Raw genomic sequence first — 26,496 nt, forward strand, 5'->3', positions numbered from 1 at the left:
TTAGTTTAATGAGTTTAAATTTAATGAGGTGATGATGTATTTTGATTTAACTGATCCTGACGAGCAAAAAGGGGCATACAGTAAATTGGTTGGTGGGATCACGCCAAGGCCTATCGCATGGATAAGCACGTTAAGTAGTGATGGCGTGGCGAATATTGCGCCGTATTCATTTTTTACCGTGGCAAGTGTAAACCCGCCAGTGTTGAGTGTGACTCAGGTAAATCCAGCTGAGAATCAAAACAAGGATACCTTAAACAATTTACTGGCCACAAAAGAGTGCGTTATCAATGTGGTCAGTCATAATCTGGTGGAGCAAATGAATCAAAGTTGCGGTAATTTTTCTTCGCAAACTAGTGAATTTACGGCTGTGGGGATCGCATCATGTGCAAGTCAATCAGTAACTCCATTGGGGGTGGCAGCAGCTAAGGTTCGTTATGAATGTAGCTTACGTGACGTGGTCACTATTTCTGAACAAGCAGGTGGCGGGCAAATGATGTTATTAAATGTAGTTGGTATTTATATTGATGAAAGTGTACTTGTTAACGGCTATATTGACCCAAGAGCTTTAAATACCGTTGGTAAAATGGGCGGAGATTACTTTACGACAACGCATGATTTATTTAGCTTGGCTAGGCCAGAGATTTAGCTGAAATTTTACGTTATTTTATGTTTATACCTTTTACGTATAGTAAAAACCGTGCAGTAAAAAGCCAAGTAATAATTACTTGGCTTATATACGGTTAATTTTTTAGCTTAGTTGAGTGCCATAGTGAGAGATATCTCAGCATTCATTAATTTTGAGATAGGGCAGCCTTGTTTGGTTTGCTCGCACAGTTTTTTAAATTCTGATTCAGCAATACCGGCAATTTTTGCCTCTACACTTAAGGCTATATGACTAACCTCAAAGCCATCATCCACTTCATCTAAACTAACCACTGCACTGGTGGTGATATCATCAGCAACGTAATTTGCTTCAGTTAACGCAAGTGATAGCGCCATACTAAAGCAAGCACTGTGCGCCGCAGCTATTAGTTCTTCTGGGTTAGTGCCCGCTTTATCTTCAAAGCGCGTATTAAAACCATAGGGCTGATTATCTAAAGCGCCGCTTTCGGTGCTAATTTGACCTTTACCAGATTTAATATCGCCAGACCAATGTGATTGTGCAGATTTCTTAATCGTCATACTCATCTCCTTTGTAATAATTTCGCTAACTGTGAAAAGATTTCACCTTTGCATAGCGAAATGGGCGGTTTATAGAGAGTGTTGCAACATAAGCACCAAGTTTACAAAAGTATTGAATGTTGAGTTACACGGATCCACTGACGATAAGAATGTGTAATAAATGAAATCAGCATGGCTAACTAAAAAGCGATCCTTACTGACCGCTTGTTTATCAAAAAATTAAAGTGCCGATACGTAATCTGAAATTTCTTTACTAGCGGCGTTTTTGCTGTCATCACCACCAGGCATATTTAGGCCTTCAGCATAAATAAAGTCCACATCTTTGATGCCTAAAAATGCAAAAAAGTCTTTTAGATACTTAGTTTGCGTGTCCATATCAGTACCTAAGTACATACCGCCACGAGCAGCAAGAATAACTACTTTAGTATTTTCAACTAACCCAACAGGGCCTGTTTCAGTGTATTTAAACGTAATGCCTGCGCGAGCAACACGATCGATCCACGCTTTTAATGTAGATGGAATACCAAAGTTATACATAGGGACGCCCATCACGATGAGCTTATTATTTTGCAGCTCAGTGACCAACTCATCAGAAATAGCAGCCAGTTTGTTTTGCTCATCGCTACGCTCTGAAGGCTCTGTCATCCATGCGCCCATTTCAGCTTGAGTTAGGTGTGGTAATGGGTTTTCGGCAACATCCCGACGAGTCACTGTAATGTCAGTTTTTTGTGTAAGCTCAGCAATGAACTGTTCACTAAGCTGATGTGAATTACCGTTTTCACCGTTGAGTGATGAGTTGATTAATAATACGTTCTTCATAGCCGTTCCTTTAATTGTAAATTACTAATAAGAGCATATCCTTTTATATTACAAATTAACAATGCAATTTAATGGCTTAACCATTCGATTTAAGAGAATGTTTTAGTTTGCTGCTGAGTGGTTTTTGGTTATCAAATTGCGCTGTTGTTTTGCTACTACTGAAATGATGGCGATTACACTCTGCGATATTTGTTTGTCGTCGCCTTTTACTATTCTCTAAGTTAGCATCGAGATGGCACATTAAGCTTGCTACGTATATAAAGGTTAAAAAAATGTAATTGTAACTTTATTAATTATTTAAATAAGATTAAGCTCAAGGCACTAATACAATAAGCAATAACAACAATAAAAAGGAAGTTTAGTGATTGATATAATTAAACATACACCGCTGTGGGTGTTCGCGTTATTTGCCGGCCTGATTGTGCTTGGTGTCAAACAAACCCGAGCAAGAGAGGTCACGTTACGCAGTGTTTGTGTGTTACCTGTCGCAATGGCTGGCCTGTCAGTTTTTGGGGTGTACTCCGCATTTTCTGGTGTAATTGCATTAGCAGTTTGGTTTGTGTGTTTAGTACTTGGTTGGGGAGTCGCTCGTCAATTCGGTTTGCCAAAGGGAGTGCGCTACATAAGTGAGCAGCATGTGTTTCATATACCTGGTAGCAAAGTACCATTTATACTAATAATGGCCATTTTCTTTACTAAATATTGTGTTGGAGTGATGTTGGCAATACAACTAGCAGTTACGCAAAGTACAGAATTTATGGTTATTGTCAGCGCGATTTACGGTATTTTAAGTGGCATATTCTTAGCTCGCGGCTTACAGATCCTGCAGGCGCGAGATAACCAAATAGATTTACAGCCAGCATAAGTAACAGCGCGGTTAGTCATACTAATCGCGCTGTTAGGTTTTCGTTAAAAGTCGCTTTTACTGTGGCGCTCGGCTAGTTGCTCATCTTCTGGGCCCCAAGTCCGGTTAACTCTACGACCACGCTTTACTGCAGGGCGGCGTTCAATCTGTTTTGCCCAGCGCATCACGTGGGTATATGATTCAACATCTAAAAACTCGGCGGCGTCGTATAAATATCCCAATACCAGCGAGCCATACCATGGCCAAATAGCAATATCTGCGATTGAATAGTCACTACCAGCCATGTAATCATGATCACTTAAATGGCGGTTTAATACATCTAGCTGGCGTTTAACTTCCATCGTAAATCGGTCAATAGGATATTGCATTTTGTGTGGTGCATAGGCATAGAAATGACCAAAACCACCGCCTAAATAAGGTGCTGATCCCATTTGCCAAAATAACCAGTTACGGCATTCGGTTTTACTGGTGTGGTCGCTTGGCACTAGCGCATCAAACTTCTCTGCTAAGTATTGTAAAATAGCACCTGACTCAAACACTCGCGTTATAGGGGTCGTACAGTGATCCATCAGCGCTGGAATTTTTGAATTAGGGTTAACACCCACAAAGCCTGAGCCAAATTGATCGCCATCGCCGATTTTAATTAAAAACGCATCATATTCGGCTTCAGTGATACCAAGCTCTAACAGTTCTTCAAGCATGATGGTGACTTTTTGGCCATTAGGGGTTGCCAGTGAGTAAAGCTGAAGAGGGTGCTCACCAACGGGTAAATCTTGCTGGTGCGTAGCGCCTGCAATTGGTCGATTTATTTTTGCCCAGTCACCGCCACTTTCCGCGTCCCACTGCCATACTTTAGGCGGGGTATAGTTTTCGCTGTTACTCATCAAAACTCCTTAAACGTTGGTTACTTTAATTAAGGTTACGAACAACCCATCCTAGTTGATCATTTAGAGCAAGGGAAGCAAAGATAACTTTCATGAGTAATATGAAGATCATTTAGATGATGCAATGTTTATGTTGTCTCCGTTACTCAGCTTTAAATTACGACATTTAATCTTTGAGCCACTGAATACTTTCTATGAATTTGAACGACAATTGCGTTACCACATATCAATGAGTAATGTTATTAAATATGAGCTAAGCAGAGCTGCAGAGCTCATTCGTACAACTACGACCATCCCTTGATTGAGCATGACCACCAAAGCACTGATCACGCCGTTGTATTAGTGACAATGACGCTGAGATCATAAGGTATAATATAAACTGCCACGCCACGTAATAAGCATATCGTGTGTTTATTGGTTTACATCGCGGCTATTTTTTAAGTGTTTTTTGTATAATTAGAAGATAAACCTGCAACTACTTAACTCTATTTAATGGAGTAAACAAAAGTGTATTAATGCCACTTTATTTTATCCGGTTTAAGAATTGAAGACTCTACTTTTATTTGCTCGAGGTTGATCAATTGCTGCGTTTTTTCAGTGATGGCTACAAATAAATTATCATCGTAACAATCAATGTCGCTTAGTCCTACCCAAGCATTTCTTGTTGATTCTTTCGCTGCATACAAACAGTGATCGGCAATATCGACAACTCGTTCCCAATTTAAACTTTCGGGATTATTTATTGAAAAAGGAAAACTAGCATAGCCAATTGAGCATGTTTTTTTGATAATAGTTCCGTCATCTATGACAAAATTATGCATTTCAAACGATGCTCTTAGTCTTTCCGCAAGTAGCGGTGCATTTTTTCGGTCGGTAAAGCGGGCAACTACTAAAAACTCTTCACCTCCCCACCTCACAAGATAGTCGGTATTTCTAAAAACGTGTTTTAAAATAGGTTTAATTTGCATTAATACGCTATCACCTGCGGCATGACCATAAAGATCATTTATTTGTTTAAAGTGATCTAGGTCGATTATAAAAAAGATTAAGTCTGATTCACTATGATTTTCAATATCATTATTTTGATCATGAGTGCGATATTTTCGTAGTACTAAGTCAATGTCTGTTTGCAAATTATTAGCGACAAATCGTCTGTTATTTAACCCTGTGAGTTCGTCGGTTACAGTAATTTTAGCTAGTTCTTCATTCGCTTTTTGTAAACCTAGTGTCCGTTCAGCCACTTTAATTTCTAATTGCTCATTTAGCTTCTTTATAAATATGACTTTTTTGCGTTGCGCGCGCACAAATAGCCAAATAATGAACAGGAGTAACGTGCAATAAAATGAGTATGCCCACCATGATAGCCATGGCGGTGGTAATACAGTGACTTTAAGGGCTACTCCTTTTTCGTTCCAAATGCCATATGGATTGCTGGCTTTAACGCGTAAAATATAATTGCCGGTTGGTAAATTGGTATATGTTGCGCGGCGGTTTTTATAAGTAGTTGTGATCCACTTTTCATTAAAACCTTCCATTTTATAGGCATATTGATTCTTTTTGGGATTGGAAAAATGCAGTGTACTAAATTCAAATGTTACAAGGTTTTGTTGATGAGTTAAGGTGATTGCAGAAGTGGAGTGAATTGGTTTTTCTAAAGAATAGCTACTATTAGGCGTGTTTTTAATTATGTCTGATTTTTTATCTAATGGTACTACATTGCTGATAGGTACGGATTGGTTAGATAGTAACATATCGGTAATAACAACCTTTGGTTGTTGGGTATCACTGATTATTTTATCGGGGAAAAAACGATTAAAACCATTGATCCCGCCAAAAAATAATTCACCGCGTTTATTTTTAAATGATGCATCAGCATTAAACTCGTTACTTTGTAATCCATCATCCATATTGTAATTTTTAAATGTTTTTGTATTAAAATCAAAGTTAGATAAACCAAGATTTGTGCTCAGCCAAAGACTGCCTTTATTGTCTTCTTCAATCCTATAAATAACGTTATTAGGTAGGCCATCTTTTTTCAGAAAACGAGTGAATTTACCGGTAGTTTTGTTGAATAAGTTAAGGCCACTGGCGGTACCTATCCAAATATTTCCCTTTCGATCTTCGGTAATCGCGTAGACAGTGTCATTACTTAAGCTGCTAGGATCTGTTGGCTGATGTTTGTAATTAATAAATTTTTCGGTGTTTGGATTAAAAACATTAAGGCCCTTCCAAGTCCCTAGCAAAAGATCACCTTGTTGATCTTCAGTGATCACCCGAATACTGTCATTACTTATACTATTAGGGTTATCTGCTTGATAGCGATAATGAGTAAATTGCTCCGTAATTGGATTAAAGCGATTAAGACCTTTCCACGTGGCAAACCAAAGATCGCCATGCTGGTCTTCAGTAATGGCACTAACCGCATTATCACTTAGGCTGTTAGCATTGCTAGGATCATGACGATAGTGAGTAAATTCCCCTGTCATTGGATTAAAACGATTAAGGGCATTACCATCAGTGCCTATCCAAAGATTATTTTGGCGATCTTCAGTGATGGCATAGACTTTATCGTCGCTCAAACTGTTGGGATCATCTTCATTATAACGGTAATGAGAGAACTGCTCGGTGACGGAATCAAAGCGATTCAAACCGCCTCCCCAAGTTCCTACCCACAGTATGCCTCGACTGTCTTCGGTAATAGCGCGTATTATATTATTACTTAAACTGTTGGGTTTATTAGCTTGATGATGGTAGTGAGCAAATTGTTTAGTAAGTGAGTTTAAGCGATTAAGTCCGCCGCCATCGGTTCCTATCCAAAGATTACCCTGTTGGTCATAAGTGATGGCTCGAATATTGTCATTACTTAAACTATTTAGGTTTGTTGTCTGATTGCGATAGTGGGTAAATTTTTGGGTTTTTAAGTTGAGATAATTGAGTCCACCACCTAAAGTTCCTAACCAAAGGTTACCTTCTTGATCTGCGGTAATGGCTGCTATTTCATTATGGCTCAGACTCTTGGGCACAGTTGCATTATGGATATAGCGAGTAAATTTATCGTAAGTGATATTAAAATAATTAAGGCCGCCACCCTTTGTTCCTACCCATAGATTACCTTGTTTATCTTCAAGAATGGCACTGACAGCATTATTACTTATACTATTAGGGTTTGTTGCTTGGTGTTTGTAATGAGTAAATTGTTCAGTGATAGGATTAAAACGATTTAAGCCGCCACTCCACGTGCCTACCCATAGGTTTCCTTGTTGATCTTCAGTAATAACACTAACAGCATCATCACTTAAGCTTGCAGAGTTTGCTTGCTGATGACGATAATGAGTAAATTGTTCGGTGACAGGATTAAAACGGTTAAGGCCTCCACCGTCTGTCCCCACCCAAATATTTCCCTGTTTATCTTGCGTAACAGCATGCACGGTATCATTACTTAAACTGTTTAGATTTGTTGCTTGATGGCGATAATGCGTAAATTGTTCAGTTGTAGAGCTAAAGCGATTTAGGCCACCACCTCTGGTGCCGATCCAAAGATCGCTCTGTTGATCTTGAAAAAGAACAGTTACATAATTATTTGAGAGTGAGTGGAGATTATCTAAACTATTTTTGAAAACTTTAAACTCATAACCATCATAACGGGCCAAACCCTCTTCAGTACCAACCCATAAAAACCCTTTACGATCTTGTAACACCGCTTTCGCGCTGCTTTGAGGTAAGCCATCTTTGATAGATAGACGTTCAAAATGAACTGATGGCGAGTTAGCAAAAGCAAATGACATTGCAAATATGAGTGCTAACAAAACTATGCTCAGGTGTTTAATTATCTTTGTCAAAAATAGGACTCCGATCTACTATGTTTTATGGCTAAATAATTCTTAAAAAGAGTAATAATCAGCTAATAGCTACTCTTGATTGTAGTTATTTACCTGTTGAGCCATCGTTTACGCTAGGAAAATAGCAGCTTCGATTCATAATCATACTTTGAGAGTTATACACGAAGAAATAGTTTCTTGTTAAGGTATTGCTTTAATTATAGGTTCTATAACCGAGTGTAGTTAGTTATTAAGTAAATTTAAGTAGCTTAATCATTAAAAAGGCTCAACATTATTGACAAAGTATAATAATTTAGCAGTATCGATATCTGATTAATAGCTAGCAAAATGCTGAAATCACTAATACAAGATTGCGGTTTCATTCAGACTCGGGATAAAACAAACCTGCAGCTAAAGTTGGTTCCATATCGATTGAGCGCCCCTAATTTACTCGAAGTTTGTTACCTGTTCAGCAATAATTATGGTTATTTTGCTGTACCGCCCACGATTATAGTTATTGCCAAGATGGTACGTATGAGCAAAGGCATATTGTTGATAATGGACTTCGTGAATGTGTAGCTGAAGTAAGCGAGGTGTAAATAGCACAACTCATGCTCGCGGTGTGCGTGTTGGCGGTAGTCCATATTCTCCAACAACATTTAGATGGGGTTATGGTTGGCCTTATCCTCTAGGATATAAAGCGCTAACCGAAATTGAGAAAGCGCAAATTGAATTAATCCGAGATAATGACGGTTAATATTTTATCTTTAACCTTGCTAACTTTAAAGCTTGTAACTTGCGCTTTTCTTATCTTGTTTTGCTAAATAATAGCCAATAAGAATACCAGCGAGTGCGCCAAACAGGTGGCTTTCAAATGACACATGGGGACGCTGTGGCAAAACGCCCCAAATTAAACCACTATATAAAAATACCACCGCGACACTAATAGCAATGGCCTTAAATGACCGATGCATAATGCCGTAGCAAATTAAAAAGCCCCACAAGCCATAAAGTACACCGCTCAGGCCAACGTGAATATTAGCGCGACCAAATAGCCAAACCAGTAATCCTCCAACCACAGCCGTAAAGATAAATACAGCCCAAAACCGTTTGACGCTATATTGGCAGACTAGCCAGCCAAGCACTGCAAATGGGATTAAGTTACTAAGTAAATGTGCCCAGCCGCCATGTAAAAAAGGCGCGAAAAAAATACCCGTTAAGCCACTTAGACTGCGAGGGTAAATACCTAATCCATTTAAGTTAACGCCTGGTAAGCTATTAATAATTTGCAGTAAAACACACAATAAAATAATACCAATAAGCGTAAAGCGTTTACTGACTAGAGGAGGAATGCTCAAAGAGCTTTTTGGGTTTGCCATACATCACTTAATTTTAAATATGTTTGACTGAGTATACCTATCCTGATGCTTAATTGAAAAGCCTTGCTGGGTTAAGCAAGGCTTTAGATACAATATTAAAGAATTAGCCTAATTGGGTTAGCAGTTTTTGCGCTGCAAGCTCAGAACTGGCAGGATTTTGACCGGTGATCAATAAGCCATCGACTAATGCGAGCACACCCCAATCATCCGTTTTTTGGTAATCACCGCCTTTTTTGATTAGCTCATCTTCTACCAACAATGGAACAATGTCAGTAAGTTGCACTGCGGCTTCTTCACTATTGCTAAAGCCAGTTACTTTCTTACCTGCAACCAATGCACTGCCATCTGAATTTTTAGCATTTAAAAACACGGCACTTGCGTGGCAAACAGCTGCAACAGGCTTTTCTGTTTTGATAAAGTCTTCAATCAATGAAATTGAGTCTGTATTGTCAACTAAGTCCCATAATGGGCCATGACCGCCTGGGTAAAATACGGCGTCAAAGTCGCTGGCATTTACATCACCAAGCGCTTTTGTATTGGCCATCAATGTTTGTGCTGCACTGTCGTTATCAAAACGTTTTGTAGCATCTGTTGCGGCATCAGGTGCGGCGCTATTTGGATCAATCGGTGGTTGCCCGCCTTTTACTGATGCGAGTGTAACCTCAGCACCGGCATCAATAAATGCATAATAAGGAGCCGCAAATTCTTCAACCCAAAAGCCCGTTTTATGACCGGTATTGCCAAGCTCTGCATGAGAGGTAAGAACCATAAGTATTTTTTTAGCCATAACCATATTCCTTCTGATGATTTAAATTTTTAATTTATCTTACTAACTACTATAAGCACTAAGGTCACTTTAAACAACGATGATAAATTCAACTTTATTGGTTTAATAGTTGATACAATAAAGTAAGTCAGTATAGGAGATCTTATGAAGGTATCGTTTGAGCAACTCAAAAGTATGGTGGTATTTGCACAAATTGTAGAGCAGGGCAGTTTAACGGCGGCCGCCAAACAATTGGGGTTTACTCGTGCAGTGGCAAGTTATCACTTAAAAAAATTAGAAACCCAACTGGAAGTGACGCTGCTTAATCGTTCAACGCGAACTATGGCACTGACCGAAGCGGGGATTGCTTATTATGAGCGCTGCAGAATTATTACTGAGCAAGCTAATGCGGCTAAACAGCAAATAGAAAATATAAAAAGCGAACCACAAGGCTTACTTAAAATTAGCTGCCCGGTGAATGTCGGTATGCAGTTGGTTGTGCCTGCAATCAATGATTTTAAACGTCAGTATCCCAAAATCGATATTGATTTACAGTTAAGTGATGAAGTGATTGATATTATTAAAAATGGCTTTGATTTTGCGATTCGCGGTGTGGCGCTTAGTGACTCCAATTTACAAGCGACTAAACTCACTACGATGAGTACCTGTATTTGTGGCTCGCCAGATTATTTTGCCCATTACGGTAAACCTAAAACTCCAGCGCAATTAAGCGAACATAAATGGGTGGTGTATCAGCTCGGCAGTAAAACATTAACGCTACAAAAAGATGGTAAAAAGCATAACTTAACTATGCAAGGTGGTTTAAGGACTAATAACGCTGCGGCGCGAACTGCTTTTGTTGAAGCAGGCCATGGTATCGGGCGTATTCCACTTTACGATGCATGGCCAAAAGTTCAAGCTGGGCTATTGGAAATTGTACTCGATGACTATAAAAGTAAAGATATAGAACTTTACGGCGTATTTCCACCCGGCGGCGCCGATTCTAAGAAGTTGCGCTTATTTATCGATTATTTAAAAGATTATTTTATAAAAAGGCATACCGCATTGGGTATGCTTAAAAATGTCTAATTTATGGCTTACAAAGTACGGTTAAATAATGCAACGGCTTGCTGGTACATGGTGATTGCTAGTGCGCCGTCGTATCGCTCCCCCTCATCACGCATAAAGGCATGTTGGGCGTTAACTTCTTGCCATTGGTAATTAATACCCGTACTAACAGCTTGTTGATAAATTTTGTCGCGACCTTGTTGTGGCACATGGGGGTCTTGCTTTCCCCAAATAAAGTGAATCTCACCTTGTATATCAGCCATGCGTTCAAACGAGTTATTACCGGCTTGTGCGGGGAGTGTATCGCTATGAATGTCGGTGGCATATAAGCAAAATGCGGCTTTTATGTGTGGGTTTAATGCGGCTCTATAAGCTAAGTGACCGCCAATACAGACACCCATAGTACCTACAGAGCCGGTGCAATAGTCTTGTGTTTGTACAAAGTCGATTAACGCTTGGGTATCGCTGTCGTGGGATTCAAGCGGTTTTGCCCATTTATCGTTATTGCCTTTATCTTTACCCGCATCATCATAGGCAAGCACTGTCCCGATAGGGTTTAGCTCATGAAACACTTCTGGCACAAGTACTACAAAACCATGGCTTGCTAAAAGTGCAGCGCTGCGAGCAATAGGCGCGGTTTGCTGAAATATTTCAGAATAAAAAATAATCGCGGGAAATTGCCCTGACATTTCGGGGCGGTAAACCGTGGTGCGCATTAAACCTGTTGGGGTAGGCAAGTCTGCATGGTGGTGTTGGATGATCATAAAAGCGCTCAGTTAAATAATATAAAATATATGGTAACTGAGCGCGATAAAATAAACACGCCTTAAAGTTTAAATACTTGCAGGCATTTTATTGCAGCTAGCATAGTAACTTACGGTTGCTGGCCAATCGGAAAATATCCCCATGACCCCCACTTCTTGTGCTAAAACATCAACCACAGTGAACATGTCGCCATCGTTATCTATAACATCACTAATAGATTGATAATAATAACCACCGCCTTCATTTAGAGGGCCAGAGCGTTCAAGGCTCCATGCAATAATATTAAGCCCTGCGGCCTTAGCATCTATAGCGTACTGTGAGGGTACAATATTACTGTCGTTATCTATGGTTAGCAGCATCCAAATAGGGGGCGCTATAATTTTAACGCCATCAGTAGCTAGCTCTGCCATGCTTGGCTGCCATGTTGCTGCGTTATTAGGATCAAACCCTGCATTGCTGTCGCGACCATCCAAATACACACTTTGCGCTGCAAATTCAGGATTAGTGCTAATCCAATATTCTACGTCGGCTAGGTTAAATGATTGCGGATAAACATGGTTTGCGGGTACGTCCATTTGCGTGTATTCATCCAGCATTTTTTGTGCATATTGCGCTTGAGTCATACCATTAAAAGGCATGCTCACTTGAGGCGATTTCAGCTCTGGGGTCATTTTTACACCCAGCTCTTTAAATAGCGCAATACTTTGTTTATGAGTCATGAGTGTACCTGAGGTGGCGTATAAATCAGTGCGCCAACTCGGTGTTCCATTCATATAATCGTTAACATTGGTGGCATTGGTGTTCGCGCCATCCATTTTACCCTCAAGGGTTAAAAATTCCGCCAGGCTAATATCGCTGGTGCAACATTTAGCTGCAGCGGGTGTGCCACTGTTAGGATCCGCTGGCGTAAATGGCACACTGCATTTAGCGGCAAGTTCTGGGATCGCTAAAATATTAGTGGTGGTATGTAAATCGCATTGTGAATGGCGGCATACCAGCTCTTTATCATTTGTAAACGTCACATCGCACTCGACAATGCCAGCGCCCATACGAGCTGCTGCAATGTAAGATTCTTTAGTGTGCTCTGGGTATTGCATAGGTGCACCGCGGTGACCAATTGAAAAATCAGTACGATAAAAAGGGCCGTCTTTGCACGATTCTAATTTTGTTTTTAGTGCGCTGGTGGCCATATCGTCAATTAAGTAGTCGGGGCGAGCACCGAGTTGAATATTCGTACCTTGCGCGACTTCAACAATAACCGGGGTAGGAACTTTAACAATTTCAACCTCAGTGTTGGTAACAACCACTTCTTTTTCGACTATTTCTACATCGTCATCGCAGCCAGCGAGTGTAATTAATAATAAACAACTAGTCAGTAAAGGTGTGTGCTTCATTATTTTTCCTTAAAAATCAAAGTGGACGCTACCTTACTAATTATTAGTGACAGTTTAACTACAGGGTAACTAATTTACTCTTTTAGCCATTATTTGGTTTATCACTAAGGCAAATAGCATAACCCCCGCGCCAATACTTAATCTGAGTATGTCCGCGTCTCTATTCCAAATAAGTACATTAACAACAATGCCTGCAGGAATAAGCAAGTTGTTCATCACCGCCAGTGCGCCCACATTGACAAGTGTGGCGCCTTTATTCCACATAAAATAGCCAACACCAGATGCCACAACTCCTAAATAAATCAATATGCCCCATTGTGTTGAGGTGCTTGGTAATTTGTTTGAGTTACCAAATAAGACATAACAGCTACTTGCAACAATCAGTGCACCAATAAAAAACCAGCCAAATACAGTTTTATCATCAAGCTGCTTACCCAGCATTAAGCGTTTGTAGGTTACTTGTCCTACAGCAAAACTAATATTAGCGCCTTGTACCAGTAATAATCCGACTAAGAAGTTACTGTCTAAGTTTTCATAGCGAATAGTAATTGCACCCAGCACGGCAATAAAAGCGACTATAAAAAACTGTGGGTTAAAATACTTGTTGCACGCATCGCTTAATAACGTGATGTAAAGCGGGGTCATTACGGTAAATAGCAGTACTTCAGGCACACTTAAGAATAAAAATGAGTGGTAATAAAAGCTATACATAATACCGAGTTGTACTGCGCCTATCAGCATGAGTTTGCAAGCAAGTTGGGGAGGTGTTCGTTTTAAAAACGGTAAAAATAGCAGTGTGGCTAGGGCTACGCGAATTAATACACTAAACCAAGCATCAACTTGACCTGCTAAATATACGCCAATTAAACTAAATGAAAACGCCCATAATAGAGTGACGGCAAATAAGTAGCCCATAGTGCTTACTCCAAACTAAAAGCGCGAGTGTATACTACAAAGAGTATTAAAGGGAGTGGCTCAGTGAAGTAACCTGAGCCCGGTGATTAATTTACTGTTGTGAACTAACGAATTGCTTGGCATCTACTTTTAGCTGTTCAAGTGCTGCTTGATTGTAATAACGACTATGAGAAATAACCCCAGTGAGCTTTTGCGTGTTACGTACATCAATTAATGGGTTATCAGTTAAGAAAATGATATCGGCGGTTTTGCCTTCTGTAAGTTTTCCAAACTGCGCCGTTTTACCTAAAAACTGTGGTCCAGCAAGTGTTGCTGATTGCAATGTTTGTAATGGCGTTAAGCCATAATCACTAAAAATAGCCAGCTCTTGATGAAGAGATAAACCTGGGTAAATATACGAATTTAAAAATCCAGCGTCGGTCCCAGCAATAATTGATACGCCAGCCTGTTGTGCTAAAGGTAGTAATTGAGCTGTTTTAACAAAGCGTTCTTTACGTTGTTTGATTTGATCTTGGGTATCTTTATTGGCTCTGTCTACACGCCATTGGTAAGTGGCTTTAAGACCTTTACCTAAATAATTTAAAAACTCATCATCTTGATGGTTATCTTCATCAATATAAGCGGTGATTTGACCACCAATTAAAGTAGGTACTACGGCCGTGTTATTTTGAGCTAACACGGCGTATTTATTTAAAGCTGTTTGGTTATCAATATTTGCTGTAATAATTGGCAAAGCACTGCGGTAACTCAGTTCACCTGAAGCCACTTTTGCTGATATTTCAGGTTCATTAATTGCTGCGGCTTTTAACAAGTAGGTCATATGCTCAATGGCATCTAACCCTGCATTTGATACATCTGTAACTGATAGCGAAAACGGAATATGACCAGATATTTGGTAGCCACGTTTTTTCACTTCTTTAACTGCTTTTAAATAAAGTTCAGGTGTTAATGCACTATCGGTGATTTTCACAAAATCCACATTCATAGCATCAAGCGTATCAATAGCAGCATTCATTTCCTCGACAGTTTCAACTTCTAAGTCGCCAGGCCAAATAGAGTCTTTACCTTCGAGTTTGGGCCCTGATGTATAAATGGTCGGGCCAACTAATTGGTTATTATTAATTTGCTCTCGCCAGCTTAAAACTGACTCACTTAAATCAGCAGCAGCATCACGTACTGTAGTAATGCCATACGCAAGGTAAAGTGGTAACAGGGCTTTGTTTTCGGCTATAAGCGCTTCACCGCCGCCAAAATGGACATGCATATCCCAAAGGCCTGGCATTAAAAATTGATCATTAGCATCAATGTAATTCTCAGTAATGTAGTTATTTTTTAGTGAGTTGTTAGCGCGCTTTATGATCACACCATCGCGAATAGCAAGGGATTGTTCAACGCTGAGTTGTCCGGTTGTTACGTCGATGATCGTCGCATTAGCGATCACTATATCGGCGTGCTCAGTTGGCTCTGTAGCACATGCACTTAGTAGTAAGCAAGTTGAAAATAAAAGTATATTTTGCATTGTGTAACCTAAATTTTTTATTTAGATTAGCATATATATCTTCTGTAAGGTGTTGATTTGAGTTAGGAGGTAACAAGGTTAGGATGAATAATGGCGATAAAAAATGAGAGCCCATTACGGACTCCCATTATAATTAGTTTGGCTTACTTAACTAAACCACGGCGCTTAAGTAGGGCGTCGGTAGTTGGCTTTTGACCACGGAACTCAATATAGCTTTGCATTAAGTCGCGGCTGTTACCTTTTGATAAAATCTCTTTGCGGAAGCTATCACCGTTGTCACGAGTTAAGCCGCCTTGCTTTGTCATATGCGCAAAGGCATCAGCTGCAAATACTTCAGTCCAAAGGTATGCATAGTAACCTGCTGAATAGCCACCAGCAAAGGTGTGGCTAAAGTAGCAAGACTTATAACGCGGTGGTACTGGGTAGTAAGCAATGCCGTGTTTCTCTAACGCGTCATGCTCAAATTTTTGTACATCAGTTATTTTCTTATCAACACCAAATGAATGCCATTCCATATCAAGTAATGCTGCAGCTAAATACTCAGTGGTACCAAAACCTTGGTTGAAGTTTTGTGACTCAAGTACTTTGTCGAGTAATTCTTTAGGAATTGGTTCACCCGTCTTGTAATGCTTCGCGTAGTTAGCAAGTACAGTTGGTTCGATGTTCCAATCTTCGTTCGCTTGTGACGGGAATTCAACAAAGTCACGAGCTGTTGCAGTGCCTGCAAGGCTTGGGTATTTTACGTCTGAGAACAAACCGTGTGCCGCATGACCAAATTCATGGAACATAGTCGTAACTTCGTCAAAAGTCATCAGTGTTGGCTGACCATCTGCAGGTTTAGGAATGTTTTGCGCGTTATAAATTACAGGTTTTGTGCCTTTTAAGCCACTTTGGCTAACATATGCACTCATCCAAGCACCGCCACGTTTACCCTCACGAGCATAAGGGTCCATGTAGAATAAACCAATAGAACTACCATCGGCGTTGAACACTTCAAACGCCATTACATCTTCGTGATAAAGTGGTAAATCTTTACGCTCTTTGAAAGTAATGCCGTATAGTTTTTCCATCGCAAAGAATAAACCGTTATGGATCACTGATTGCATTTCAAAGTATGGCTTAACTAAAGCAGGATCTAGGTCGTACTTAGCTTGGCGCACTTTTTCTGAATAGAATGCCCAGTCCCATGGTTGTACAGTAAACTTTTCGCCTGATGCATCAATTACTTTTTGAATTTCAGCAGCTTCAGCTTTTGCTTTATTTACGGCTTTAGGTGCTAAGTCATCTAATATGCCATAAACGTTTTCAGTGGTTTTAGCCATACGTGTGGTCATTACATATGAAGCCCAATTTTTGTAGCCAAGTAGTGCTGCTTTTTGAGCGCGCAAATTGGTTTCTTTGATAATGATAGGGCCATTGGTATTTTGCGCACGAGTCGTTGATGCTTTAAAAATACGTTCACGTAACTTACGGTTTTCTAGGCTGCTGAGAATCGGCTGTTGCGTGGTGTTCACCAACGTGATCATGTAGCCTTCTTTACCTGCTTTTTTAGCGGCAGCGGCAAGGCTTGCTATTTCAGCGTCAGAAAGGCCAGCAAGTTCGCTTTTATCGGTTACTAATACAACGTCCTCTTTAAACGATTTTAATACGTTTTGCGAGAAGGCTGTTGATAACTTAGCAAGCTCTGCGTTGATTTCACGCATTTTGGCTTTTTGTGCTTCATCTAATTTTGCACCAGCGTTAACAAACTTAGTGTAGTAAAACTCAACTAAACGCTGATCTTCGGCATTTAACTTCGCTTTATTGCCATTAATGGTTTCAACACGTGAAAATAATGCTTTGTTAAGATAAATGTCATCAGAATGCGCAGATAACACTGGGGCCATTTTTGCTGCAATACGTTGATACTCATCATTAGAGATCAAACCAGATAAGTTATAGAAAGCGGTTGAAACGCGATCAAGCAATTCGCCAGATAGTTCTAATTCAACTAAGGTGTTTTTAAATGTAGCTGGAGCTGGGTTGTTAGCGATAGCCGTGATTTGCGCTTTTTGCTGCGCAATACCTGCATCAAATGCCGGTTCATAATCACTGGTACCAAATTTATCAAATTCTGGTGCCATATATTGTAATGGACTTGGTTTCATTAATACGTTGTCTACATTGGCTGTTTGTACTTGAGTCGTTTGCTCTTTTGTATCTGCATCGTTTTGCGAACTACAAGCAGATAATAATAATGCACTAGCAATTGTAGTTGCTATAAGGGTCTTACGCATGAGAACTCCATAAAATAGGTGAGCCTTGAAAAACAGGCGAGACATAAAACACCCATAACTTAGCAAATTTTCATGTATATACAACTAAGTTTATCGGTTTAAGGTGGGGATTGAGCGCAAAAAACGTGTTTTTAGGTAAAAATAGTGCAAATCGAGAAATAGTAGCCTTAAACAGTAGGACGTATTAAAGCTACTACAGGTTGGTACTTAATTGAGAATTTTGGTTTATATTGCATGCGCGAAGTAGCAAAATTAGTTGTAACCTAAAACAAACTTTTTTTCGCTACCAAAACTTGCCGGTTGCTGGTGACCAAACTCTTTGTTAATGCAATTAAGAGTATGCTCTTGCTCTGCAAGCACAGACAAAATTTTATTGCGGTATTCAATACTTGATTCAAACAGTTGCAAATCAACTAAAGGTTGTAGCGTGGCTAATTTTTGATTTAAGGTCAGTTGTGACATCATTCGTTCCTCGTGCTTTATTTAAGCTTACAGTACTTATATAGCATTACCTGTAAGAAAATGTTAATGATTTGTTCATAAAAAACATATTGAACTTTAACTTCTCCGTAAATGCCATTATGGCGTGCTAAGCTTACTTAACCCTGAATAGCTATTTGTTTTATTAATTTTGGAAAAAGTATGACGTTAGAGTCAATCTCTCATTATTTATCGTATGTAATTTTTAGCTATAACAATATCGAAATTACTGTAGCTAAAGTTATTCAAGTGCCTTTGATACTCTTTGCCATGTGGTTTGTGGTTACATGGATTGGTCGATTAATACGAAAAACTCTGCTCGCACGTAAAATGAACCCTGATGCGGTGCATTTATTTACCCGTATTTATTTAGTGTTAAGTATCGCAATTTTAATATTTACCTCCCTTGAAGTGTTAAATATTCCGTTAACAGCATTTGCCTTTGTTTCTGGCGCTATAGCTATTGGTGTAGGATTCGGGGCACAAAATATCATTAATAACTTTATTAGTGGCTGGATTTTAATGTGGGAGCGGCCAATTCGTATTGGAGATTTCTTAGAAGTGGGCAACGCCAAAGGGGTGGTTGAAACGATTAATACTCGCTCCACGCGCATTCGTCGCAACGATGGTGTGCACATGCTTATACCAAACAGTCAACTACTCGAAAACACAGTGACGAATTGGACCTTGATTGACCGCAATGCTCGTTCGTCTGTCAGTGTTGGTGTGGCATATGGATCAGATGTATTGTTAGTTGAAAAACTGATCAAAAAAGTGTTGAGCGAACATCCTGCAATACTCCCGACGCCGGCATCTTCAGTGTTATTTGATGATTTTGCTGAAAGCTCTTTAGTGTTCAATGCTATTTTTTGGGTTTGTGCTGAATCAGAAACCATGTTGCGCCAAGTCCGCAGTGATATTCGTTTTAGCGTATATAAAATATTTGCTGAGCATAATGTCGTTATTTCTTTCCCACAACGCGATATACATATTGATGGTGAAATTGCATTAAGGCGGGGACGAGCAACGAAATAAATCCAGCGGTACCGGTATCGTCTTGCAGAAGTAATTTGCTGCAACGAGTAGCAAATTACTTCGTTTTTATTGATGAGTTATTGCTGTTGTGCCATCTTTCTTAGCTTTAATGAAAATAATACAATTAAAGCACCAAATAGTACGGCGTAAGTGGCGACTAACCAAAGTAAAGTATGGATCCCTGCGCTAGGATTAAAGATTAAATATAAACCAAATAATACTGATATTGCCCCAGTAATAATTAATATCCACTCATTAGATATCTCCGCTCTTAATTTAAGCGCAATTAAAATTTCAACAGCGCCAATCGCTATGGCCCACGCAGCGACATAATAAAGTAATAGTATCGCGGTAACGTTTGGTGCAAATAGGGTAACTAGTCCTGCGATGATTGATAACACCCCACCGGCCAATAACCAGCGCCAATAGGGATTGTGTTGCTTAGAGTTCCAAGCAACCCATGTTCTTAGCATGCCATCAAATAAAAAATAGCCCGCAAAAAATAACAACATAATACTCAGAGATGCATTGGGTGCAAACCAAGTAATAACGCCAAAAATAATTGCAATGAGGCCGCGTACTAACAGTACTGACCAGTTTTTTGAAAGTGTGGTGGTTAGATCCATCTTAATCCTTAATGATTAGCTCTGTCGTGTTTATATACATTAGCATAAGGTATGATTTATCAATAAAATATATCTATTAACTTAGCAGAAGCATTGTATAGCAGAATTAAATTTGGCTATGCTAGGTTTACTCAATGATCATTATAGTCACTTAGCGGCTCCCACTTGTGATACCTGTTACATTTACAACCACTTTATTGACAGGACAAATGTCCGTATAAAATAAATATAATTGCATAAAATCTCTCAAGTTCGCTTATTGTGCCGTTATTTGTTGTAAAAAGTTTATATTATTGTACATATTAATGCAGCAAAAGTGTCACACAATGCTATAATCTTCAGCGTTCGTTCAGCCTCTTTACTTCGTTTTGCACTCTCGACAAAGAGGTCCGCGCAGCTTAACTTAAGGCGCGAAAAATTGGCCGAGCCCGCCGAGTGAATTTGGCGCAACACATCAACCGTTGAATAAGAGTGCACTAAAAAGGTTAAACCCCGACATGAAAGCAATGAAAAGATCTACGTTAGCAACCCTAATCAATGCAACGTTGTTCTCTGCCGTAGCAGGTACTTCATTTACAACTCTTGCTGCTGATGAACAAGCTCCAACTGCGCAAAGCAAGCAATTAGAAGTTATTCAAATCACTGCGCGCAAGCGTGTAGAAAACGCACAGGAAGTACCTGTCGCTGCTTCTGCTTTACAAGGTGATAGCCTTGATGCTGCCAGTTCTGCCGGCATGGATATTCGTTTTTTAAATGCAAAAATTCCAAGCTTAACTGTAGAATCTTCATTTGGTCGCTCATTCCCACGTTTTTATGTTCGTGGTCTTGGTAATTCAGATTTCGATTTGAATTCATCACAACCAGTATCCCTAGTGGTTGATGAAATTGTTCAAGAAAGCCCTATTTTAAAAGGTTTTCCTATATTTGACACGGGCCGCGTAGAAGTTCTCCGTGGACCACAAGGCACCTTATTCGGTCGTAATACCCCAGCTGGTTTAGTTAAAATTGATTCAGCTCGCCCAAGTCAAGATTTTGAAGGTTATGCAGCCTTATCATATGGTTCGTTCAATTCAATTGACTTCGAAGGGGCTGTAAGTGGTGGCTTAACTGATAACTTATCAGCACGTGTTTCTCTATTACGTCAAGAGCGCGATGATTATATTGATAATCGCTTAGCAGGCAATGAGATTGATGACGTAACAGGAGGTTATCAAGAAACTGCCGCGCGTATCCAATTCTTATATGAGAAAGATGATTTCAGTGCATTATTGAATTACCACACTCGTGACTTAAATGGTAAGCCAATTGTATTTCATGCAAATGCAATTGAAACAGGCACAAATAACCCGCGTCCGGGCTTTGATCCTGAAGTGATATATCAAGATACTGTGCAATTTGCTACACAGAATGTAAATAGCCAAGGTGCTAGCTTAAAGCTAGAGTACAGTTTTGCTGATTACACGTTGACATCGATCAGTGGCTGGGAAAGTGCAGAAATTTTCTCTCGTGCTGATGTAGATGGTGGTTTTGGTTGTGGGAATACTTTTGTTCCTGGTTGCCCAACACCAGAAATGGGACCTGGTTTTATTTTCTTAGCGTCTGAAACCGCTGATGCCCTTCCAGATCACAATCAATATACACAAGAGCTACGTTTAGCAAGTGATTTTGCTGGTGACTTTAATTACCAAGTTGGTGCTTTTTATTATAATGAAGAGCAAGTGATTGAGACTTACGGTTACGATGGGTTAGGTGCAAACTTCTTAACTGGCTATGTTCGCCAAGATCAAGACACAACAGCATGGGCTGTATTTGCATCGAGTGAATATCAATTAACTGAGAAGTTAGAAATCACTGCTGGTTTACGTTACTCAGATGATAAACGTGACTTTACAGCGTCACGTTACGCATCTCCAGAGTCGGCAGTTGCTAATTTAACTAAGTCAGTTGCACCAGAAGATAGCCATGTATCATGGGATTTAGCTGCTGCGTATAAATATTCTGATGATATAAACTTATTCGTTCGTGCTGCAAATGGTTTTCGTGCACCGAGCGTTCAAGGTCGTATCTTATTTAGTGATGATGTAACGGTTGCTGATTCTGAAACAATTAACTCAATTGAAACGGGTATTAAATCAGACGTGCTTGACGGTCGTGGACGTGTCAATGCTACTGTTTTCTATTATCAAATGGATGATCAACAGTTAACAGCTGTTGGTGGTGACTCGGGAAATTCAGCTCGTTTGTTGAATGCTGATAAAACTGTTGGCTACGGTTTTGAAGTTGATACTCAATGGGTATTGACTGATGAATTTGATGCAACTTTTAACTTCAGTTATAACAATACTGAGCTGCAAGATGATGATTTATATTCGCAAGGCTGTTTTGCTTGTACGATTACTGATCCGCTAACAAACCAAGGTTATAGTTTAGACGGTAATAGCCTGCCACATGCGCCGGAGTGGATTGCTAACTTTACTCTACGCTATACTAAAGAGCTTGGCGATGGTGAGTTTTATGCGTTTACAGATTGGTCATACCGTAGTGAAATTGATTTCTTTTTATATGAATCAGTGGAGTTTACTGGTGAAGCATTATTAGAAGGTGGCTTACGCGCGGGTTATAAGTGGTTTGATAATAACTACGAATACGAAGTTGCGGCATTTGCACGTAATATAACCAATGAGCAAGTATTCATCGGTGGTGTAGATTTTAGCAATAACTCTGCAATTGTTAATGAGCCTCGCTTTATTGGCGCTGAATTTAAAGTTAACTTTTTCTAAGTAGACTTTATAATTGCTAATATTAAAAGCCCGCACATGTTGCGGGCTTTTGTATTGTAAAACCTGATTTATAACTGCTAAAGTAGCGACAATTAAATTTAACAAGAGAAGAACAATGGCTGGATTTTGGAACTACCGAGTGATTTTTTGTGAAGCAACTAAAGATGAAGCGGCGCAATATCAAATACATGAGGTTGAATATAACCTAAATGGTAAAGTAACGAATTGGTCAGAAACGGGCGCAGCGCCTTTTGGCAACACCTTAGATGCGTTACGAGATGACGCAGAGCGTTTAAAAACAGCATTTGAAAAACCTGTACTAAAAGTTGTTAGAAAAGAACGTGGCTACGAGTTGGTAGATGTTGAAACGGGTGAAGAAGCATTTGCAGAGCCGCCAGCAGGTTTAACAGCATAAGTATTAAACCAAAAAGGTGCTATGAGCGCCTTTTTTGTTGCTGAAAATAAAGGAATGAGGATGACATTAAAAGCAGTATTATTTGATATGGATGGCACTTTAGTTGATTCAGAAAGTGTCCACTTTAACTGTTGGAATGATGTTTTAGCACCGTTTGGCGTGCGCTATGAAGAAGATGATTTTTGCCAACGTTTTTCAGGTCAACCGACCTTAGATGCGGCAATTGAAGTGGTTGAGCAATATAACTTATCGGTTTCACCGCAGTGGTTAGCGCAGGCTAAATATGATGCATTCGAGCAATTTGTTACCACTAATTTACCTCCTTTAATGCCTTTTGCCGAAGAGGTATTAGAGGCAGTGAAGCAAAGCGATCTTAAAATGGCATTAGTGACGGGTAGTTCACGCCATGAGGCGTTACCTATCTTAAAAGGCTATGGCTTTTATGAATGGTTTGACTGCGTAGTGACTAAAGACGACGTGCAAAATCCAAAACCGGCGGGAGACCCTTATTTACTTGCACTGACAACATTAGGGATTTCAGCAGAGCAAGCAATTGCTGTTGAAGATACACACACCGGCGTTACAGCAGCAACTAATGCAAACGTACCTGTGGTTGCAATACCGAATAAACATACTCTAGGCCACGATTTAAGTTTAGCTGTTTCTCGCATGGATAATTTACAGCAGCTATGGCAATGGGTACAAACTAAGCTATAGTTTAGTCTGCTTGGTGATAAACAAGGAGACCGATATGCTTAAAGGACTAACAGTATTATGGTTGCTGATCAGTACTTTTACTTGCTCAGCAACTGATACACAGATCACCGCAGATGCCCAACTGGCCAAGGTTTACCAACAAGACCAAGCGCTTGCCATTGAAAACTATCTCGTTAGTGAGAAGTTTGATGGGGTCCGTGCGATTTGGACAGGAACACAGTTGATAACCCGTAATGGCAATGTCATTCATGCGCCAGGCTGGTTTATTGCTGATTTACCTAATTTGAGGTTAGACGGTGAGTTGTGGACCAAGCGCGGTGATTTTGCAGACCTCAGTGGTATTGTGCGCACTTTACAGCCGTTGGATAGTGACTGGCAAAAAGTCACCTATCAGATATTTGACATGCCAGATCAACATAATCCCTTTGCAGTACGCTATGAAAATTATCTACGTTTAGTAAAAACATTAAATAAGCCTCACATCCAAGCAGTACAGCAGTATCAATTTACTACAGAGCAGGCATTATCTGCGTACTTTGATAAAGTAACTCAGCAAGGTGGTGAAGGTGTAATGCTGCATTTAGCCTCGGCAATGCATAAAAGTGGCCGTTCTGATGCGCTGTTAAAGTTAAAACCTTATTTTGATAGTGAAGCGGTCGTCATTGCTCATCTTCCAGGAAAAGGCAAATTTACTGGCATGCTAGGGGCGTTAAAAGTAGTTACACCACAAGGAAAAGAGTTTTCAATTGGTACTGGCTTTAGTAACGCACAGCGCCAAAATCCACCCGCAATAGGAGCGACGGTGACATACCGATACCATGGTTTTACTAAAAACGGTTTACCACGGTTTGCCAGTTTTTTACGTCAACGCGATCCTGATTAACATTTAAAAAAAGCCGTAAGTATGCTAAATTGCGCGGCCTTTTGATGTTAGTTGTGGTGAAGTAATGGTAGTTGGTTTTGATTATGGTAGTTCTAATTGCGCAATGGGTGTAATGAATGCTCAAAATACTGTTGAGCTGGTGCCCCTAGAGCAAGGTAAGTTTTACCTCCCTTCAACCTTATACACACATCATAGTGCTTTAGTTGTCGATTTTGTTGCTCAGCATCTAACAGGTACAAATTATGAAACTGATTTTAAAACCCAGCGCCAAGCCCTGCTCAATAGTATGGTGCGGATCAAGTCTGACTTAGATCTAGCCCCCGGTGATGAAAGTCTTTTTATTGGCCGTGAAGCAATTAACGAATATGTGCAATTTCCTGAAGAAGGCTATTTTGTTAAATCCCCTAAATCGTTTTTTGGGGCAATAGGCTTAAAGCAAGGACAAATCAACTTCTTTGAAGATATTGCCACCGCGATGATTTTAAAAATCAAACAACGTGCTGAAACATCACTACAAAAAGAGTTAACACAAACGGTTATTGGCCGCCCGGTAAATTTCCAAGCCGTGGGTGGAGAGCAATCAAACCAACAAGCAATTGGTATTTTAGAGCGTGCAGCAAAACGAGCTGGCTTTAAAGATGTGGCTTTTTTATATGAACCACTCGCAGCGGGAATTGATTATGAAAGTGACTTAAATAACGATCAAAAAGTATTGGTTATTGATATTGGTGGTGGTACCAGTGACTGCTCATTTGTGCAAATGGGACCTAGCTTTCGTGATAGTAGTGACCGTGATCATGACTTTTTAGCACATACAGGTAAACGTGTTGGCGGTAATGATTTAGACATTGCTTTAAGCTATCACGCATTAATGCCATTGCTTGGTTTAGGCAGTCAGTTTAAATCAGGTTTACCATTGCCTAATCAAGCATTTTGGCAAGCATGTAAAATTAACGATGTGAACTTACAAAGCCAGTTTTATAGTCAAAGCCATCACCGAGAATTACTTACGCAGTTACGTGAAGTACAAGCACCTGAGTTATTTCAACGACTGATCGATTTGCAGCAAAATAAGCAAGGTCATCAGCTGGTACAGCAAGGGGAGGCGGCAAAAATTGCGCTTTCTTCAGTGACTGAGTATGACTGTGAATTAGGGTTTTTAGCACCGCAATTACATAAAGTGCTATCACGAGCTGATTTAGCTGTGGCGGTTGATGATTCAATTATGCAAATAGTAAGTTTAGCAAAACAAGCGATTAAAGATGCAGGGACCGTTCCTGATGTGATTTACCTTACCGGTGGCAGCGCGCAATCGCCACTAATAAAAGCTGCATTAGTTGAGCACTTAGGTGATATTAAAATGGTAAACGGCGATCACTTTGGTAGTGTAACCGCCGGACTCACTAAATGGGCAAGTATGCTTTATCGTTAAAGGGTGCTTATAGTATGACTTGTCGGGTTGCGAGGTATTTCTCGTAATCTGGCAATGACCGTTCAAGCTCGTTATGCATCAAAGGCGAGCTTAAAATCATATCTGCGCTGACTTCATTACACGCCACTGGAATATTCCATACCGCAGCTAAGCGTAATAACGCTTTAACATCCGGATCATGAGGTTGAGATGCAAGGGGGTCCCAAAAGAAAATCAACACATGAATTTCATGCTCCGCAATTTTAGCGCCTAACTGCTGATCGCCCCCCATAGGGCCACTAAGTAGTTTGATAACTTCAAGTCCAGTATTTCGCTCAATTAAATGACCTGTGGTGCCTGTGCCATATAAAGTGTGCTTACTGAGGTTATCGCGATGTTTATTACACCAGGCTAGCAAGGCTGCTTTTTTACCATCGTGTGCAACTAAAGCAATATTTTTTTGCGCTGGAAGGGTTTGCTGTTTTTGTTCCATGTTGAC

At 40.0% G+C, this 26,496-nt stretch carries 23 protein-coding genes; 9 read left to right on the forward strand and 14 right to left on the reverse strand.

Features of this window, described 5'->3' with window-relative positions; translation table 11 throughout:
- Positions 1-34: 34 nt before the first annotated feature.
- On the forward strand, positions 35-646 hold the full coding sequence (locus tag FW757_RS00685; protein ID WP_145237753.1) for a flavin reductase family protein: 612 nt from the start codon (positions 35-37) through the stop codon (positions 644-646).
- Between the two features lie 107 nt (positions 647-753).
- On the opposite strand, the gene FW757_RS00690 is transcribed toward FW757_RS00685, so the two are convergent.
- Together FW757_RS00690 and FW757_RS00695 are read right to left on the reverse strand one after the other, a co-directional pair.
- Positions 754-1,182 carry an OsmC family protein gene (locus FW757_RS00690; protein ID WP_145237444.1) on the reverse strand — a complete coding sequence of 143 codons (429 nt, stop codon included), beginning with the start codon at positions 1,180-1,182 and terminating at the stop codon, positions 754-756.
- 219 nt (positions 1,183-1,401) lie between these two features.
- Positions 1,402-2,001: an FMN-dependent NADH-azoreductase gene (locus FW757_RS00695; protein ID WP_149980849.1), complete on the reverse strand. Its 600-nt coding sequence runs from the start codon at positions 1,999-2,001 to the stop codon at positions 1,402-1,404.
- Between the two features lie 361 nt (positions 2,002-2,362).
- On the opposite strand from FW757_RS00695, the gene FW757_RS00700 reads away from it, so the two are divergent.
- Positions 2,363-2,866 (forward strand): DUF6622 family protein, encoded by a 504-nt coding sequence (locus tag FW757_RS00700; RefSeq protein WP_182767472.1) that lies wholly within the window; start codon positions 2,363-2,365, stop codon positions 2,864-2,866.
- A 44-nt stretch (positions 2,867-2,910) separates the two neighbouring features.
- Here FW757_RS00700 and yghU read toward each other — a convergent pair whose 3' ends face one another.
- The 4 genes from yghU to FW757_RS00720 all read right to left on the reverse strand — a co-directional run bounded on the left by yghU (position 2,911) and on the right by FW757_RS00720 (position 9,734).
- The gene (gene yghU / locus FW757_RS00705) at positions 2,911-3,750 is read right to left on the reverse strand and encodes a glutathione-dependent disulfide-bond oxidoreductase (protein WP_446440742.1); all 840 of its coding nucleotides are present in this window, start codon (positions 3,748-3,750) and stop codon (positions 2,911-2,913) included.
- 512 nt (positions 3,751-4,262) lie between these two features.
- Positions 4,263-7,556 (reverse strand): ligand-binding sensor domain-containing protein, encoded by a 3,294-nt coding sequence (locus FW757_RS00710; protein WP_446440743.1) that lies wholly within the window; start codon positions 7,554-7,556, stop codon positions 4,263-4,265.
- Between the two features lie 794 nt (positions 7,557-8,350).
- The gene (locus tag FW757_RS00715) at positions 8,351-8,947 is read right to left on the reverse strand and encodes a rhomboid family intramembrane serine protease (RefSeq protein WP_145237407.1); all 597 of its coding nucleotides are present in this window, start codon (positions 8,945-8,947) and stop codon (positions 8,351-8,353) included.
- Positions 8,948-9,050: 103 nt separating this feature from the next.
- Positions 9,051-9,734, reverse strand: a complete 684-nt coding sequence (locus FW757_RS00720) for a type 1 glutamine amidotransferase domain-containing protein (RefSeq protein WP_149980845.1) — start codon at positions 9,732-9,734, stop codon at positions 9,051-9,053.
- Positions 9,735-9,878: 144 nt separating this feature from the next.
- On the opposite strand from FW757_RS00720, the gene FW757_RS00725 reads away from it, so the two are divergent.
- Positions 9,879-10,802, forward strand: a complete 924-nt coding sequence (locus tag FW757_RS00725; protein WP_182767470.1) for a LysR family transcriptional regulator — start codon at positions 9,879-9,881, stop codon at positions 10,800-10,802.
- Positions 10,803-10,810: 8 nt separating this feature from the next.
- On the opposite strand, the gene FW757_RS00730 is transcribed toward FW757_RS00725, so the two are convergent.
- The 6 genes from FW757_RS00730 to FW757_RS00755 form a co-directional block, all read right to left on the reverse strand.
- A complete protein-coding gene (locus FW757_RS00730; protein WP_149980843.1) occupies positions 10,811-11,545 on the reverse strand; it encodes a dienelactone hydrolase family protein in 735 nt (244 codons plus the stop codon).
- Positions 11,546-11,614: 69 nt separating this feature from the next.
- The gene (locus FW757_RS00735) at positions 11,615-12,940 is read right to left on the reverse strand and encodes a glycerophosphodiester phosphodiesterase family protein (protein WP_182783852.1); all 1,326 of its coding nucleotides are present in this window, start codon (positions 12,938-12,940) and stop codon (positions 11,615-11,617) included.
- 69 nt (positions 12,941-13,009) lie between these two features.
- Entirely contained in the window at positions 13,010-13,855 is an 846-nt protein-coding gene (locus FW757_RS00740) for a carboxylate/amino acid/amine transporter (RefSeq protein WP_446440744.1), read from the reverse strand.
- Positions 13,856-13,946: 91 nt separating this feature from the next.
- Positions 13,947-15,374: an amidohydrolase family protein gene (locus FW757_RS00745; RefSeq protein WP_182794072.1), complete on the reverse strand. Its 1,428-nt coding sequence runs from the start codon at positions 15,372-15,374 to the stop codon at positions 13,947-13,949.
- 143 nt (positions 15,375-15,517) lie between these two features.
- On the reverse strand, positions 15,518-17,650 hold the full coding sequence (locus FW757_RS00750) for a M3 family metallopeptidase (protein ID WP_182739382.1): 2,133 nt from the start codon (positions 17,648-17,650) through the stop codon (positions 15,518-15,520).
- A 252-nt stretch (positions 17,651-17,902) separates the two neighbouring features.
- A complete protein-coding gene (locus FW757_RS00755; RefSeq protein ID WP_145237750.1) occupies positions 17,903-18,112 on the reverse strand; it encodes a hypothetical protein in 210 nt (69 codons plus the stop codon).
- Between the two features lie 180 nt (positions 18,113-18,292).
- Between FW757_RS00755 and FW757_RS00760 the strand changes: the two genes are divergently transcribed.
- The gene (locus FW757_RS00760; protein ID WP_182739381.1) at positions 18,293-19,165 is read left to right on the forward strand and encodes a mechanosensitive ion channel family protein; all 873 of its coding nucleotides are present in this window, start codon (positions 18,293-18,295) and stop codon (positions 19,163-19,165) included.
- Positions 19,166-19,242: 77 nt separating this feature from the next.
- On the opposite strand, the gene FW757_RS00765 is transcribed toward FW757_RS00760, so the two are convergent.
- The gene (locus FW757_RS00765) at positions 19,243-19,791 is read right to left on the reverse strand and encodes an HdeD family acid-resistance protein (RefSeq protein WP_182717055.1); all 549 of its coding nucleotides are present in this window, start codon (positions 19,789-19,791) and stop codon (positions 19,243-19,245) included.
- 497 nt (positions 19,792-20,288) lie between these two features.
- On the opposite strand from FW757_RS00765, the gene FW757_RS00770 reads away from it, so the two are divergent.
- The 5 genes from FW757_RS00770 to yegD all read left to right on the forward strand — a co-directional run bounded on the left by FW757_RS00770 (position 20,289) and on the right by yegD (position 26,018).
- Positions 20,289-22,571: a TonB-dependent receptor gene (locus FW757_RS00770; protein WP_145237377.1), complete on the forward strand. Its 2,283-nt coding sequence runs from the start codon at positions 20,289-20,291 to the stop codon at positions 22,569-22,571.
- A gap of 115 nt (positions 22,572-22,686) precedes the next feature.
- Complete coding sequence (locus FW757_RS00775; protein WP_145237374.1) at positions 22,687-22,986, forward strand: hypothetical protein; 300 nt, start codon at positions 22,687-22,689, stop codon at positions 22,984-22,986.
- 60 nt (positions 22,987-23,046) lie between these two features.
- The gene (locus FW757_RS00780) at positions 23,047-23,703 is read left to right on the forward strand and encodes an HAD family hydrolase (RefSeq protein ID WP_145237371.1); all 657 of its coding nucleotides are present in this window, start codon (positions 23,047-23,049) and stop codon (positions 23,701-23,703) included.
- Positions 23,704-23,737: 34 nt separating this feature from the next.
- Complete coding sequence (locus tag FW757_RS00785; RefSeq protein WP_145237368.1) at positions 23,738-24,586, forward strand: DNA ligase; 849 nt, start codon at positions 23,738-23,740, stop codon at positions 24,584-24,586.
- Positions 24,587-24,650: 64 nt separating this feature from the next.
- A complete protein-coding gene (yegD, locus tag FW757_RS00790; protein WP_182739379.1) occupies positions 24,651-26,018 on the forward strand; it encodes a molecular chaperone in 1,368 nt (455 codons plus the stop codon).
- A 7-nt stretch (positions 26,019-26,025) separates the two neighbouring features.
- On the opposite strand, the gene FW757_RS00795 is transcribed toward yegD, so the two are convergent.
- Entirely contained in the window at positions 26,026-26,490 is a 465-nt protein-coding gene (locus FW757_RS00795) for a methylglyoxal synthase (RefSeq protein ID WP_145237363.1), read from the reverse strand.
- Between the last annotated feature and the right edge of the window lie 6 nt (positions 26,491-26,496).

The organism is Pseudoalteromonas sp. 1181_04 (genome assembly GCF_052850545.1).